Origin of the sequence: Serratia sp. P2ACOL2, assembly GCF_003691565.1 — a bacterium.
GTDB lineage: Bacteria > Pseudomonadota > Gammaproteobacteria > Enterobacterales > Enterobacteriaceae > Serratia > Serratia liquefaciens.
The window spans coordinates 3188467-3203265 of sequence record NZ_CP033162.1 but is presented as its reverse complement, the minus strand read 5'-3'; the positions used below and the strand labels follow the sequence as shown (position 1 = coordinate 3203265).

The 14799-nt window shown below is 57.9% G+C and carries 10 protein-coding genes; all 10 read left to right on the top strand.

Annotation, left to right across the window (positions count from 1 at the left end; translation table 11 throughout):
- The first annotated feature begins 137 nt into the window (after nt 1-137).
- The 10 genes from EBA31_RS15665 (at nt 138) to narJ (ending at nt 14799) form a co-directional block, all read left to right on the top strand.
- Nucleotides 138-1043 (top strand): glycosyltransferase, encoded by a 906-nt coding sequence (locus EBA31_RS15665; RefSeq protein ID WP_122079671.1) that lies wholly within the window; start codon nt 138-140, stop codon nt 1041-1043.
- 1 nt (nt 1044) lies between these two features.
- Nucleotides 1045-2106: a glycosyltransferase family 4 protein gene (locus EBA31_RS15660; protein WP_122079670.1), complete on the top strand. Its 1062-nt coding sequence runs from the start codon at nt 1045-1047 to the stop codon at nt 2104-2106.
- Between the two features lies 1 nt (nt 2107).
- Nucleotides 2108-2851 (top strand): glycosyltransferase family 2 protein, encoded by a 744-nt coding sequence (locus EBA31_RS15655; RefSeq protein ID WP_044551994.1) that lies wholly within the window; start codon nt 2108-2110, stop codon nt 2849-2851.
- Nucleotides 2848-4734, top strand: coding sequence for a carbohydrate-binding protein CenC (locus EBA31_RS15650; protein WP_122079669.1), 1887 nt, complete (start codon nt 2848-2850; stop codon nt 4732-4734). Before EBA31_RS15655 ends, EBA31_RS15650 begins: the two co-directional genes overlap by 4 nt.
- A gap of 6 nt (nt 4735-4740) precedes the next feature.
- On the top strand, nt 4741-5727 hold the full coding sequence (locus EBA31_RS15645) for a glycosyltransferase family A protein (RefSeq protein WP_122079668.1): 987 nt from the start codon (nt 4741-4743) through the stop codon (nt 5725-5727).
- Nucleotides 5728-5830: 103 nt separating this feature from the next.
- Nucleotides 5831-6733, top strand: coding sequence for a glycosyltransferase family 2 protein (locus EBA31_RS15640; RefSeq protein ID WP_122079667.1), 903 nt, complete (start codon nt 5831-5833; stop codon nt 6731-6733).
- 56 nt (nt 6734-6789) lie between these two features.
- Entirely contained in the window at nt 6790-8043 is a 1254-nt protein-coding gene (locus EBA31_RS15635) for a hypothetical protein (RefSeq protein ID WP_048760199.1), read from the top strand.
- A 719-nt stretch (nt 8044-8762) separates the two neighbouring features.
- The gene (locus EBA31_RS15630) at nt 8763-12539 is read left to right on the top strand and encodes a nitrate reductase subunit alpha (RefSeq protein ID WP_122079666.1); all 3777 of its coding nucleotides are present in this window, start codon (nt 8763-8765) and stop codon (nt 12537-12539) included.
- On the top strand, nt 12536-14080 hold the full coding sequence (gene narH, locus EBA31_RS15625) for a nitrate reductase subunit beta (RefSeq protein WP_122079665.1): 1545 nt from the start codon (nt 12536-12538) through the stop codon (nt 14078-14080). The genes EBA31_RS15630 and narH overlap by 4 nt, the downstream gene beginning before the upstream one ends.
- Nucleotides 14077-14799, top strand: coding sequence for a nitrate reductase molybdenum cofactor assembly chaperone (narJ, locus tag EBA31_RS15620; RefSeq protein ID WP_122079664.1), 723 nt, complete (start codon nt 14077-14079; stop codon nt 14797-14799). Before narH ends, narJ begins: the two co-directional genes overlap by 4 nt.

Sequence of the window (14799 nt, the reverse complement as noted above, 5' to 3'; positions counted from 1 at the left end):
GAGTAACCGGTAGGCTGCGCGTATTTACCGCGTCAGGACGGGGGGAAGTAACCGGACAAGGATATTCTGGGATAACAAGCTATTCCGTTGGCATTAGCATTGTTTTGCCAAATGATAATATATTGTTGAGGTAATAAATGGACTTATCGATTGTCATTCCCGTTTTTAATAACTCAGCCAGTTTGGCCACCACATTAGTCAGGATGACTAATGCCTGCTCCGGTTTCGACTACGAAATTATCGTGGTTGATAATGCGTCGGACAAACAAGAGTTGGATAATATGCGCAGCCTGTTGGTCGCCAATCGTCGGGCGCGACTGCACGAAAGTAAAGTGCGGCGTAATACGGCGGCCTCGTGCAATACCGGGTTTCGTTTAGCGCGCTCGGACGTGGTTTTTTTTCTGGAGCCGGAGGATTCGTTTAATACCAACTATATTATCCGCCGCCTGAAACGTCATCAGGACCCCCGAATAGACATTATCTTCGGCAACTACGTCACGGTAAGTGATAAGAATATTCGCAGTTATCGTTTCGATTATAAAGAGGGCGTGGCGGGAGCGGATTTTTTATTTCTTGATATGGGTGATATTCGCACCTCAACCATCAGCCTGCGCAAAAAGGAAGACCGGCGTTTTTTATTTCCGGAGTTTCTCTACAAGTATCAAGACTGGGGATTTTTGGTCAACGCCACCAATCTGGGGGCCAGGGTGGCCTTCGACGAGGGGCGCGGCGTGTTTATCCGCTGCGGCGATGCCGATACCGATCGTTGCCGGATGAATATCGATGCCAGCGAGCAGTTTATCGATGCTTACCTTCATGCCAGCGGCCGCTATATCAGCGGTTTTGCCTGCAAACACCTGCTGGCCTCGCTGTACAGCGAAAACCTGCAGGCCTTCACCTATTACTCAGCGCGCACCGAGCGCGATGCCCTGAGCAGCAAATTCAGGGCGATCAAACTGTACGGCGACTGTCTGGCCAGACTGGGGCTGTTTCCACTGGGCGGGCGACTGTTGCGTACCGCCCGCGAGGGATTTCGGAGATGACATGCAGCAACGAAAAGTAGCGATTGTGATTGAGAACATCGCCGAAAAAGGCGGTACCGAGCGGGTGGCCAGCAGCCTGGCCAATGCGCTGACGACGCGTTTGGGGCATCAGGTGGATCTGGTGTCGATCAGCGGCGACCGGGCATTTTACCCGCTGGACGAGTCAGTGACCTTACGCTTTATGCCTGGCAGAACGCTATTGTGGCCCTGGCGATTGGCATGGTTTTTACGGCGCGGCCGCTATGACGTAATTATCACCGTTTCGATGGGCAAACTGTCGTCGATCATGGTGCCGTACCTGCGGTTGCTGTGTCCGCACAGCCGGCTGTTGCTGAGTGAGCACGTCAGTTTTCACCAGTATGCCTGGCCGATGAAGTGGCTAAAGGTGCTGGTCTACCGACTCGGTGACCGCACGGTACTGCTGACGAAGAAAGATTTGGCCACCATCAGCCGTTGGGTGCCCGGCCGCAAATGTCGGGTGATTGAGAACGTTTCACCCTTCCCGGTGCAACCGCCGCAACCGGCTCAGCAACAGCCGGTGGCGCTGGCGGTGGGGCGGTTATGCCGACAGAAAGGGTTTGACCGCCTGATCGCCGCCTGGCAGCAGATAGCGCCGCAAGCGCTGGGTTGGCAACTGCATATCGTCGGCGACGGCCCGGACCGGGGGGCACTGCAACAGCAGATTGACGCAGCCGGTCTGGGTGATCAGGTGAAGCTGTTGCCGGCGACGGCGGATATCGCCAGTCACTACCGTCAGGCCGCGATGCTATTGATGACCTCGCGTTACGAAGGCTTGCCGATGGTGCTGATTGAAGCGATGAGTTTTGGTCTGCCCCTGGTGGCCTTTGACTGCCAGACCGGCCCGGCGGAACTGATTGATGACGGTGAGAACGGTTATCTGGTGGCGGAGGACGATATCGAGGCCTTCAGCCAACGAACGCTGGCGCTGATAGGCGACAGCGAGTTGCGTCAGCGCTTCTCTCTGCACTCGTTGGCGCGGGCGCAGCAGTACATTCCCGAGCGTATTTATCCCGAATGGCAACAGCTTATCGCTGGAGGTTAAGATGGAAAAAGTTTCAGTTATCATGCCGGCTTACAACGCAGCGGGCTTTATCAAAGAGTCGATCCTCGGGGTGCTGAACCAGACTTACCAGGATTATCACCTGTATGTGATCGACGATGCTTCTACGGACCATACCGCCGAGGTGGTGAAACCGTTCATCCACGATCGTCTGACTTACATCCGCAACGACACCAATCAGGGCGTGGCCGAGACCCGCAACATCGCGATTGAAGCCGCGCGCGGCGATTATATTGCGTTTTGCGACAGCGATGACGTCTGGCACCCGAACAAGCTGGCGCGCCAGGTCGGGATCCTCAAGACCAACCGCTACGACGTGGTGTGCTCCCATTATTACACCTTTGAAGATGACCCGACGCGGGTGAAAAACTACCGCGGCGCCGGCGAAATCATCGCCTATAAAGACATGTTGAAAAGCAACTGGATCGGCAATCTGACCGGCATGTACAACCAGCGACAGGTCGGCAAGGTGTACCAGAGCAAAGTGGGCCATGAGGACTACGTGATGTGGCTGTCGGTGCTGGAGAAGGCGCGTAACCACATGGCTTACTGCATCCCCGAACCCCTGGCCTTTTATCGCCTGTCGGCGCAGTCGCTGTCCGGCAATAAATTCCGCGCGGCCGACTGGCAGTGGCAGATATATCGCCGCCATCTGGGGCTTTCCTATCAGAAGTCCTGTTATCTGTTCTTCTCCTACCTGTACAGCGCGGTGATGAAAAGACAATGAATTTCAGCAAACTAACTTCGGCCTGCCTGCTGGCGAGCGCCGGCTGGGCGGGGCTGGCCAATGCGGCCGGCTGCGACAGCAACCTGCTCAAGGATCCCGGTTTCGAGCAGGGGGGGGCCGGGTGGTCGCTGGCCTCGGCGCAGGTGGTCGCGGGTGGCCACGGCGGTCACAGCAGCCTGTTTTATCAAAATCACAACCCGGCCAACTACCACAACATGCTGCAAACCCTGTCGGTCAAACCGGGTCAACAGCTGGCTTTTGGTGCCTGGGTTCGCGGTGAAAATCTCAGGGGCAAGGGCGAAAATCAGGGCGCCGGCGTGTTTGTCGAAAGCTATGACGACCAGGGGCGTTTTTTGGCGGGCAGCTATCCGCAGGGGCTGCTGGGCACCAGCGGCTGGCAGCCGGTGACCGGCGATTTTCGGGTGCCACCACGGGCGGTGAATGTGGTGCTGGGCGTTTATCTGCGTCAGGGCACCACCGGCAATGCCTGGTTTGACGATGTTTACGCCTGCCTGCAACCCGTTGCGCCGGAGCTGTACCAGATGCGCAGCGGTAACGGCGCGGCCTCCAGCCTGATTGAAGTGGTGGATCCGCAGCAGGTGCAGGTGGACAGTACCCTGGTCGATGACAAAAACACCGCGGTGAAACGTGACAGCCGCCGCTATGCCATCAGCGAAAAACAGCAGGTGGAATTTCCGCTGCCGGCCGATTTGGCCGCCGGCGAGTATCGTTTGCAGCAGCAGGTGACGGACGTGGCCACGCAACGCAGTCAGCGCAGCGAAATGCCGATCAGCGTCGGTCGCCCGCAGCCCAAGGTAGCGCTGGATGCTCAGGGTTACGTCTTGAAGCAAGGCAAGCGCTTCTTCCCGCTCGGCATCTACATGTACGGCGAGATGGCGACGGATGAGCATCTGGCGCGCATCCGCGATGCCGGTTTCAATACCCTGCTCAATTACAACTACGGCACCGGCCGCGACCCCTATAACTATTTCCGCAAAACCCAGCAGTATGGTTTGCAGGTGATTTTTTCGCTCAAGGATATGTACGCCGGCACCCGCTTTGCGCCGGAAACCAAAATGAGCTATCCGCAGCTGACGGCCAGCTATGTGGAGAAGTTCAAGCATCAACCAAACCTGCTCGCCTGGTACATCAACGACGAACTGGGCCCGGAATATGTGCCGCAGATTGAGCAAAAGCACCTGCAGGTCAAGCAATTGGATCCGGATCACCTGACGTTCCAGGTGTTGGACAAGACCGGGACGCTCAATGCCTATTTCAACAGTTCGGACGTGTTGGCCAGCGACCCTTATCCGGTCGGCAGAGACGCCGATCTGACGCGGACGCTGGAGTACAGCCGTATTACCAGCCAGGTGGCGCGCCAGGCAAAAGGAGCCTGGTTGGTGATGCAAATTATGGATCATGCCGCTTACGCCCCCGGCCGCAAACCGCGTCAGCCTACCGAGGCGGAGATCCGCAATCAGGCCTGGTTAGGGCTGATCGGCGGGGCCAGAGGCATCCTGTTTTATTCCTATACCGACTTGTTCTACAAGCGCCAGCGTGGCGGCTTCAGCCAGCAGGAGTTTGACGCTATCTGGCGCGGCGTCGCCGGCGTAGCACAGCAGATTGTCAGCTTTGAGCCTTACCTGCTTTCCGGTGAAAGCCGGTTGTTGCAAGGCAACAATACCGCCATCCCGGCCCGGCTGTTTATTCGCGGCGATCGCGGCCTGGTACTGATAGCCAACCCTTATTACCGTCAAATGTCGGCACGTTTTGATCTGCCTGCCGGTTGGCAGGCTCAGGGGCAACGGCAGATTGAGGCGGAATTGCCTTCGATGGGCAGCCGTGCGGTATGGGTGCAACGTCAAACAGAAGATAAAGGATAACCGGTCATGAATATTACCCTGAGCCTGATTATTCCTGTGTACAAGGTTGAGGCTTATATCGGGGCGTGCCTTGATTCGGTGCTGCAACAGCTGCCTGACTGGGCGGAAGTGATCATCGTGGATGACGGCAGCCCGGACGGGGCCATCGGCATTGCCGAAGAGATGCTGTGTCGCTACCCGCAGCACAAGCGGCGGGTCAGCATTTTGCGCCAGGAAAATCAGGGGTTAAGCCAGGCGCGCAACAACGGCATTGACCATGCCGAGGGGAACTACATTGGCTTCCTGGACTCCGACGACGTACTGCTGGAGGGCTACTTCAGCATTTTGGGGCGTTTGTTGGCGGATAATCCGTTGGCCGATATTGTGGCCTTCAACGCCCAGCGCTTTTCGACCTTCAATAACGGCAAGATCCAACCGGACGGAACCATGGCTATCGTGCCCGGTAATGCGGCTCCGCAGCAGCGTGATGAGCATATGGCGCTGCTGGCAGACAGCTTTAACCGCAGCATGTGGTACGCCTGGGCTAGGATTTATCGCAAAACGCTGTTCGATGAGGCTCGCTTCCCGGCGGGGCGCAATTTTGAAGATATTCAGCTGATCCCGCAGCTTTACCTGAAGGCCGATCGCATCGTGGTCTGCGATACGCCGTTGGTGGGATACCGCGCCAACCCGAATGGCATTACGCGCGCGCCCAAGCGACGCGATCTGGACGATCTGGATTACGCACTCGACGGCGCTGACAGCGGGCGACGGCAGGGACTGGGGCATGGACTTTACTCGATTCTCTACGTCACCACCCTGAAAGCGCGCTTGCTGGTGGGGTTGGACTTTTTCGGGCCGCGTGATGCGTTGCGCGAAACCCGCGAGCTGAAGCGCCGTTATTCCGGCCTGCGCGGCGAGGAGCGTAAAATGCTGAGCCGTAAAAACCGGCTGTTTTACCGTAGCCCACTGGCCTACTACCTGATGGCCCGGCTGTACAACCTGCGCGGCTAGCGGCACAGCATTCGCCTCTTTCCCGTTTTCGTCAAAGCAGCAGCATGCTGCACCCATGTCAATTGGGGCGAGCCCTCTCGCCCCCAACAGGCAGAATAAAACTATGAGTATCACCGTCAGCGTCATCATACCCACCTATGGCCGCAGCGAACTGCTGGCACGCGCCATCGATAGCGTATTGGCACAAACCCATCGCCCGTTGGAAATCATCGTGGTGGATGACAACCCGCAGGGCGACGCCCATCGCCTGGCGACCCGCGAGCGCCTGGCCGGCTACATTGAGCGGGGTGAGATTATCTATTACCCGCGCAGGCGCAATGGCGGCGGCGCGCTGGCACGTAACAGCGGGATCCTGCGTTCGAGCGGCCAGTACATCAGCTTTCTGGACGATGACGATTACTACCACCCACAGAAAATCGCCCGTCAATTGGCGTTTATGCAGCAGGGCGGTTACGACGTCAGCCTGTGCGATATGGATATTCTGAAAAACGGGCAGATCAGCGCCGAGCATTACTACCGCGCGCGTTGCGAAGGGCTGGAGGACTTTATGCTGGCCGGCGTAGCCTACACGCCGATGATCATGATGCGCCGTAGCACGGCGATTGCGGTGCGGGGTTTTTTCAACACTCCTCGCTACCAGGATCATATCTTCCTCTACCGGCTGCTGGCGGCCGGAGCGAAGATCGGTACGCTGCACGAACGACTGGCGGTGCACAACGACCATGACGGCGAACGCATCACCTCCAGTCCGAAGGGCATTATTGGATACCGCAACAAAATGCAGTTTGAGCAGCGGCTGATGCCGCAGGTATCACCCCGGGCACGCAAGATCATGCGTCTGCGCCATACCTGCATTACTTCGCGCATCATTACCGACGGCAAGAGTCGCCTGGCAGGCGTTTTCTATGGGTTGAAGGGCATTGTTTACGTTAATAGCGGCTTGATGGCGGGGGTGTATATGAAAAATATCATCCGCAATGTGTTTTTCCGCGGCGTGCCGTTCTGAGATGCGTTTCGCGTACTCCGTTACCCTTAAGAGATTCCCCCTTTCAGAGGATGATTATGCGCTTTGAACGTTCGACGCTGATCGGCAGCGTACTGTTGCTGACGGTACCGCTTTTCGCCTTGTTGCACAGCATAGGTACGCTGAGGGCAGGAAAGAAAAACTCGGCGGCTTATGTGCTGATTGCGCTGTGTTTTTTCTTTTTCTTCATCAAAATTCCGCCGCTGGCAGACCTTTACCGCCACTTTGCCAACTACGATGCCATCAATTCGGCGACCCGCCTGAGTGATGTCATTCAGGGCAAGGTGGACGTGGTGCTGTACGCCAATTTCTATATTTTCAAAACGCTGGGGATCCCCTTTTTCATTATTCCGGGGCTGTACGTCGCGCTGTCGGTTTACTGCTATCTCAGCGCGCTGAATATCGTCATGCTGCATTCCGGCAAGGCGTTCACGGCGCGGCAGTTTGTACTGCTGCATCTGGCGGTGCTGTTTTTGATTAACCCGTTTATCATTGCCATGGGGTTACGCTTTGGCTTCTCGATGGCGGTGATGACCCTGGCGATGGTGCTGTTTTGCCATAAGCTCAACCGCCCACTTGCCGCCGGCCTGATGCTGTTCGCCATGCTGACCCACTTTTCCAGCATGCTGCTGGTGGGCGTGTTCCTGTGCAGCCGGGTGATGCGCCTGAACCGCCTGCTGACGGTGGTGTTCAGCGCCATCGCCTTCCTGACCGCCAAGTTTGCGCTGCCGTTTATCGTTTCCCATATTACGATCTCCGGCATCAACAGTTACTCCGACGTCTATACCTCCGGCATGTACGCCAGCGACTACCTGACATCCGGCAATGCCAACGGCATGATTAACTTCCTGATTGTGTTATTCCCGGCGCTGTTTCTCGGCGTGTTTATGCTCGCTCACCCGATGCGCAATCAGGCGGGGGACATCAAAAACTATGCGGCATGGCTGGTGGTGTTTGTGTTCCTGTGTTCCAGCTCGCTGCAGGCGGCCAGCCGCTACGCCAGCGTGGCCTCGGTGTTCTTGCTGTTTTATTACGTGGCTCATCGGGGATCGTTCATCCGCGGCAGATTTAACTACTTCTTCCTGTGCTTTATGCTGATGGCCACCGGTTATAACCTGATAGAGAACATTTACGTTCCGCGTCGCCCGATCATGCTGGGGCAGATGTGGCAGTCGTTCTATAAAACGCCGCTGCTGAACCTGTTCTATGGCGAACAGGAATATGAGCAGTATCTGCAATTTATCAACCGCGACAGCGGCGAGTGGATAGGGCATGAGATGGATTTAGGCTAATGCGTGAGTTTGATGACAAAGTGGTCTGAGAACCCGAGATACTCGGGCCTAGCGTACCGAGGGGCGCTCCGGCGGGCAAGCCGCTACGACCCCATCGGCACGCTCTCCCTAATAACAAGCTTTGTCAACAGTCTGATATGTTCTTCTCTACTCCACTAATAATCTCTGCACCGAATCGGAAGCGGGCGTCAGTCCGCTTGAGGCCGTAGACAAAGTGTTCTGTTGTTTAATGGTAGGGGCGCTGCATGCTGCGCCCAATAGCATAATCAATGAGTTAAATCGGGTCGAACATGGTCGACCCCTACCGGTTTAGCCTTTTCGAGTGTTTGTCAGCAGTCCGCTTCCTACCCCCAAATACCCCGACTTACCCCGCAGCATATCCCCTCGAACATCTGATTCATCATTTCTATAATATTTTCAATTAATTAAACCCAATGCTTGCCATGATACTTTAGGAGTATCCACGCCGCTGCCGCCGTTATTCTCCCTCCGTTCTCTTGATCGCAATCAATTTGCCACCGCAACCGCATTAGTAGGCTGGCGGCAGATTGAGCAATGTCATTACCCGTCGTATTTCAAGCCGCAGCGTTGTTACCTGCGCTAGCTCACTCCAGTTACTTACTTGAGTAAGCGCCTGGAGATGAGCGAGCTGGCCGCCTAGCTGTGACTTGAAATCCATAGGGTAAAAAAATATTAAAAAGCCCTCAGGAGAATTCCGGATGAGCAAGTTTCTAGACCGATTCCGCTATTTTAAGCAGTTGGCGGAACCCTTTTCTGGCGATCATGGCCAGACGTTGAACACCAACCGCGACTGGGAAGACGGCTACCGCAGCCGTTGGCAGCACGACAAGATTGTGCGCTCCACCCATGGGGTCAACTGCACCGGCTCCTGCAGCTGGAAAATTTATGTGAAAAACGGCCTGGTCACCTGGGAAACCCAGCAGACCGATTACCCACGTACCCGTCCCGATCTGCCAAACCATGAACCGCGCGGCTGCCCACGTGGCGCCAGCTATTCCTGGTATCTGTACAGCGCCAACCGGCTGAAATACCCATTGATGCGCAAACGCCTGATCAAACTGTGGCGCGAAGCCAAGGCGCTGCACAGCGATCCCGTCGAGGCCTGGGGCTCGATCGTCAGCGATCCTGAAAAAGCCAAAAGCTACAAAGTGGCGCGCGGGCGTGGCGGTTTCGTCCGTTCCAGCTGGCAGGAGGTTAACGAGCTGATCGCCGCTTCCAACGTCTACACCGCCAAAACCTTCGGTCCGGATCGCATCATTGGCTTCTCGCCAATCCCGGCGATGTCGATGGTGTCTTACGCCGCCGGCGCCCGTTATCTGTCGCTGATTGGCGGCACCTGCCTGAGCTTCTACGACTGGTATTGCGACTTGCCGCCGGCCTCGCCAATGACCTGGGGCGAACAGACCGACGTGCCGGAATCCGCCGACTGGTATAACTCTTCCTACATTATCGCCTGGGGTTCCAACGTGCCTCAGACGCGCACCCCGGACGCGCACTTCTTTACTGAAGTCCGTTACAAAGGCACCAAAACCGTGGCGGTCACGCCGGACTACGCCGAAGTCGCCAAGCTGTGCGACCAGTGGCTGAATCCGAAGCAGGGCACCGACAGCGCCATGGCGCTGGCGATGGGCCACGTGATGTTGAAAGAGTTCCACCTGGATCGTGAGGTGGGCTATTTCCGCGATTACGTGCGTCGTTATACCGACATGCCGATGCTGGTTATGCTGGAGCCGCGCGAAGAGGGGCATTATGCCGCCGGTCGCCTGCTGCGCGCCGCCGATTTGGTCGACGGCCTGGGGCAAGAAAATAACCCCGAATGGAAAACCGTCGCCATTGATCAACGCAGTGGCGAGCTGGTTGCCCCGCAGGGGTCGATCGGTTTCCGCTGGGGCGAACAGGGCAAATGGAACCTGGAACAACGCGCCGGACAGGACCAGCAGGAAGTGGAGTTGCAACTCAGCCTGCTGGGCGCGCATGACGACGTAGCCGAGGTGGGTTTCCCTTACTTTGGCGGCATCAAAAGCGGCGCTGCCGAGGGCGGGAACTTCAACAGCGTGGCGCTGGACGAGATCCTGCTGCACAAGCTGCCGGTCAAACGTCTGCGCCTGGCGGACGGCAGCGAAGCGCTGGTGACCAGCGTGTACGATTTGACCCTGGCCAACTACGGCCTCGAGCGTGGCCTGAACGACGCCAACTGCGCCACCGACTACGACGACGTCAAAGCCTATACCCCGGCCTGGGCCGAGCAAATCACCGGCGTTTCCCGCCACAACATCATCCGCATTGCGCGTGAATTTGCCGACAACGCCGAGAAAACCCATGGTCGCTCGATGATTATCGTCGGTGCCGGTGTCAACCACTGGTACCACATGGACATGACCTACCGTGGCCTGATCAACATGTTGATCTTCTGCGGCTGCGTCGGCCAGAGCGGTGGCGGCTGGGCGCACTACGTCGGCCAGGAAAAGCTGCGGCCGCAGACCGGCTGGCTGCCGCTGGCGTTTGGCCTCGACTGGCAACGTCCGCCGCGTCATATGAACAGCACCTCGTTCTTCTATAACCACTCCAGTCAGTGGCGCTATGAAACCGTGGGGACCGAAGAGCTGCTGTCGCCGATGGCGGACAAATCACGCTTCGGCGGAAGCCTGATCGATCTCAACGTGCGTGCCGAGCGCATGGGCTGGTTGCCGTCCGCACCACAGCTGGGCACTAACCCGCTGCATATTGCGGCGCAGGCACAAGCCGCAGGACAATCGCCGGTGGAGTACACCGTCGACGCCCTGAAGAAAGGGACGCTGGGCTTTGCCGCCGAGCAGCCGGACAACCCACAGAACTTCCCGCGTAACCTGTTCGTCTGGCGCTCTAACCTGCTGGGTTCCTCCGGCAAGGGCCATGAGTACATGCTCAAATACCTGTTGGGCACCGAAAACGGCATTCAGGGCAAGGATCTGGGCCAGCAGGGCGGTGCCAAGCCGCAGGAAGTGGAATGGCGGGATAACGGCGGCGAAGGCAAGCTGGATCTGGTGGTGACCCTGGATTTCCGCATGTCCAGCACCTGCCTCTATTCCGACATCGTGCTGCCGACCGCCACCTGGTACGAAAAAGACGACATGAATACCTCGGATATGCATCCGTTTATTCACCCGCTGTCGGCGGCGGTCGATCCGGCCTGGGACTCCAAGAGCGACTGGGAAATCTACAAGGGCATCGCCAAAGCCTTCTCCGAAGTCTGTGTCGGGCATCTGGGGCAGGAAACCGACGTGGTGACGCTGCCGATCCAGCATGACTCCGCCGCCGAGCTGGCGCAGCCTTACGGCGTCAAAGACTGGAAAAAGGGCGAATGTGAACTGATCCCCGGCAAAACCGCGCCGCATATCATGGTGGTGGAGCGCGATTACCCAGCCACCTATGAGCGTTTCACTTCACTGGGGCCGCTGCTGGATAAGCTGGGCAACGGCGGGAAAGGCATTGGCTGGAACACCCAGGACGAAGTCGACTTCCTGAAAAAGCTCAACTACGTCAAAACCGCAGGCCCGGCAGCGGGGCGGCCGAAAATTGAAAGCGCCATTGATGCCGCCGAAGTGATCCTGACGTTAGCACCGGAAACCAACGGGCAGGTGGCGGTCAAGGCGTGGGAAGCTCTGGGCAAAATGACCGGCCGCGATCACCGCCACCTGGCGCTGAACAAGGAAGACGAAAAAATCCGCTTCCGCGACATTCAGGCCCAGCCGCGCAAAATCATTTCCAGCCCCACCTGGTCAGGGCTGGAGGATGAACACGTGTCGTATAACGCCTGTTATACCAACGTGCATGAGCTGATCCCATGGCGCACCATCAGCGGCCGCCAGCAGTTGTATCAGGATCACGAGTGGATGCGCGCCTTTGGCGAGAGCCTGCTGGTGTACCGTCCGCCGATCGATACCCGCGCCGCGCAGCCGTTGCTGAACCAGAAGCCGAACGGCAATAAAGAGAAGGCGTTGAACTTCCTGACGCCGCACCAGAAGTGGGGCATTCACTCCACCTACAGCGACAACCTGTTGATGCTGACCCTGTCGCGCGGTGGGCCGATCGTCTGGATGAGCGAAGACGACGCCAAAGATCTGGGCATTGAGGATAACGACTGGATCGAAGCCTTTAACGCCAACGGCGCACTGACCGCTCGGGCGGTGGTCAGCCAGCGTATTCCGGCAGGCATGACCATGATGTATCACGCGCAAGAACGTATCGTGAACATTCCCGGCTCGGAAATCACCAGCCAGCGCGGCGGCATTCACAACTCGGTGACCCGCGTCTGCCCGAAACCGACCCATATGATCGGTGGCTACGCGCAGCTGGCCTACGGTTTCAACTATTACGGCACCGTCGGCTCCAACCGCGACGAGTTTGTGGTGGTACGCAAAATGAACCGCATCGATTGGTTAGACGGTGAAGGCAACGACGACTCGCAGGGCAGCCAGCAGGAGAAAGCAAAATGAAAATTCGTTCGCAAGTCGGCATGGTGCTGAACCTGGACAAATGCATCGGTTGCCATACCTGTTCGGTGACCTGCAAGAACGTCTGGACCAGCCGCGAGGGCATGGAGTACGCCTGGTTCAACAACGTCGAAAGCAAACCCGGCGTCGGCTACCCGCACGCCTGGGAAGATCAGGAAAAGTGGAAGGGCGGTTGGATCCGTAAAATCAACGGCAAGCTGGAACCGCGCATGGGCAGCCGCGTCGGCCTGTTGTCGAAGATTTTCGCCAACCCGGACGTGCCTGCGCTGGACGATTACTACGAGCCTTTCGACTACGACTATCAGAACCTGCATACCGCGCCGCAGGGGAAGCATCAGCCGATCGCCCGTCCGCGCTCCTTGATCACCGGCCAGCGTATGAAGAAGATCGAAAGCGGCCCGAACTGGGAGGAGATCCTCGGCGGCGAATTCGAGAAACGCTCGCAGGACAAAAACTTCGACAATATGCAGAAGGCGATGTACGGCCAGTTCGAAAACACCTTCATGATGTATTTGCCGCGCCTGTGCGAACACTGCCTTAACCCGGCCTGTGTCGCGACTTGCCCAAGCGGCGCCATCTACAAGCGTGGCGAAGACGGTATTGTGCTGATCGATCAGGATAAATGCCGCGGCTGGCGCATGTGCCTGACCGGCTGTCCGTACAAAAAAATCTATTTCAACTGGAAGAGCGGCAAGTCCGAGAAGTGCATCTTCTGCTACCCGCGTATCGAATCCGGCCAGCCGACGGTGTGTTCGGAAACCTGCGTTGGCCGTATCCGCTATCTGGGCGTGCTGCTGTATGACGCCGATCGCATTGAGCAGGCCGCCGCTGCCGAGAACGAGCAGGATCTTTATCAGCGCCAGTTGGATATCTTCCTGGATCCGCACGACCCGGCGGTGATTGCCCAGGCGTTGCAGGACGGCATTCCGCAAGGCGTGATCGAGGCCGCGCAGCAGTCGCCGGTGTATAAAATGGCGATGGACTGGAAGCTGGCGCTGCCGCTGCACCCGGAATACCGCACGTTGCCGATGGTCTGGTACGTCCCGCCGCTGTCACCGATTCAATCCGCCGCCGATGCCGGTGAGCTGGCGCACAGCGGCGTGTTGCCGGACGTGGAAAGCCTGCGTATCCCGGTGCAATATCTGGCCAACTTGCTGACCGCCGGGGATACCGCACCGGTGCTGTTGGCACTCAAACGCATGCTGGCAATGCGCCACTACAAACGGGCGGAAACCGTTGACGGCGTACTGGACACCAGTGCGCTGGAGCAGGTGGGGTTGACCGAAGCGCAGGCGCAGGAAATGTACCGTTATCTGGCGATCGCCAACTATGAAGACCGCTTTGTGATCCCGTCCAGCCACCGCGAGTTGGCACGTGAAGCCTTCCCGGAAAGCAAAGGCTGTGGCTTCAGCTTTGGTGACGGCTGTCACGGCAGCGACGGTAAATTCAATCTGTTCAACAGCCGCCGCATTGACGCCATTGATGTGACGCAAAAAACCGCCCGTCAGGAGGATGCCTCATGATCAGCCTGAAAGTGATTGCCCGGCTGCTGGACTACCCGGAGCAGGCGCTGTTTGACCATCAGCAGGCGTTGGTCGAGGCGCTGGAGCCGGCCAGCGAACTGGATTTACACCACAGCGCGCAGCTGATCCTGTTTATTCGCCGTTTTTGCGCTCGCCCGTTGCTGGACGTGCAGGCTGAATACTGCGAACTGTTTGATCGTGGCCGCGCCACCTCGCTGCTGCTGTTTGAACACGTGCATGGTGAATCGCGCGATCGCGGTCAGGCGATGGTCGACCTGATGGCGCAATACCGTGACGCGGGGCTGGAGATCGACAGCCGCGAGCTGCCGGACTTTTTGCCGCTGTATCTGGAATATCTGGCCAGCCGCAACCAGGCCGAAGCGCGCGGTGGCTTGCAGGACATCGCGGCGATCCTGGCGCTGTTGGGCGCACGTTTGCAGCAGAGAGAGAGCCCGTATGCGGTGTTGTTCGACCTGCTGCTGACGCTGTCCGGTACCGAGGTGAAAAGCGCCAGCCTGGAAAGCCAGGTGGCGGGGGAAGCCAGGGACGACACGCCGCAGGCGCTGGATGCGGTCTGGGAAGAGGAACAAATCAAGTTTCTCGGTGAGGAAGGCTGCGCTTCGGCACAGCAGACGGCGCATCAGCGGCGCTTTGCCGGCGCGGTGGCACCACAGTACCTGGACCTGACGGATGCGCTAACCGGAACCAAAGGACGCTAA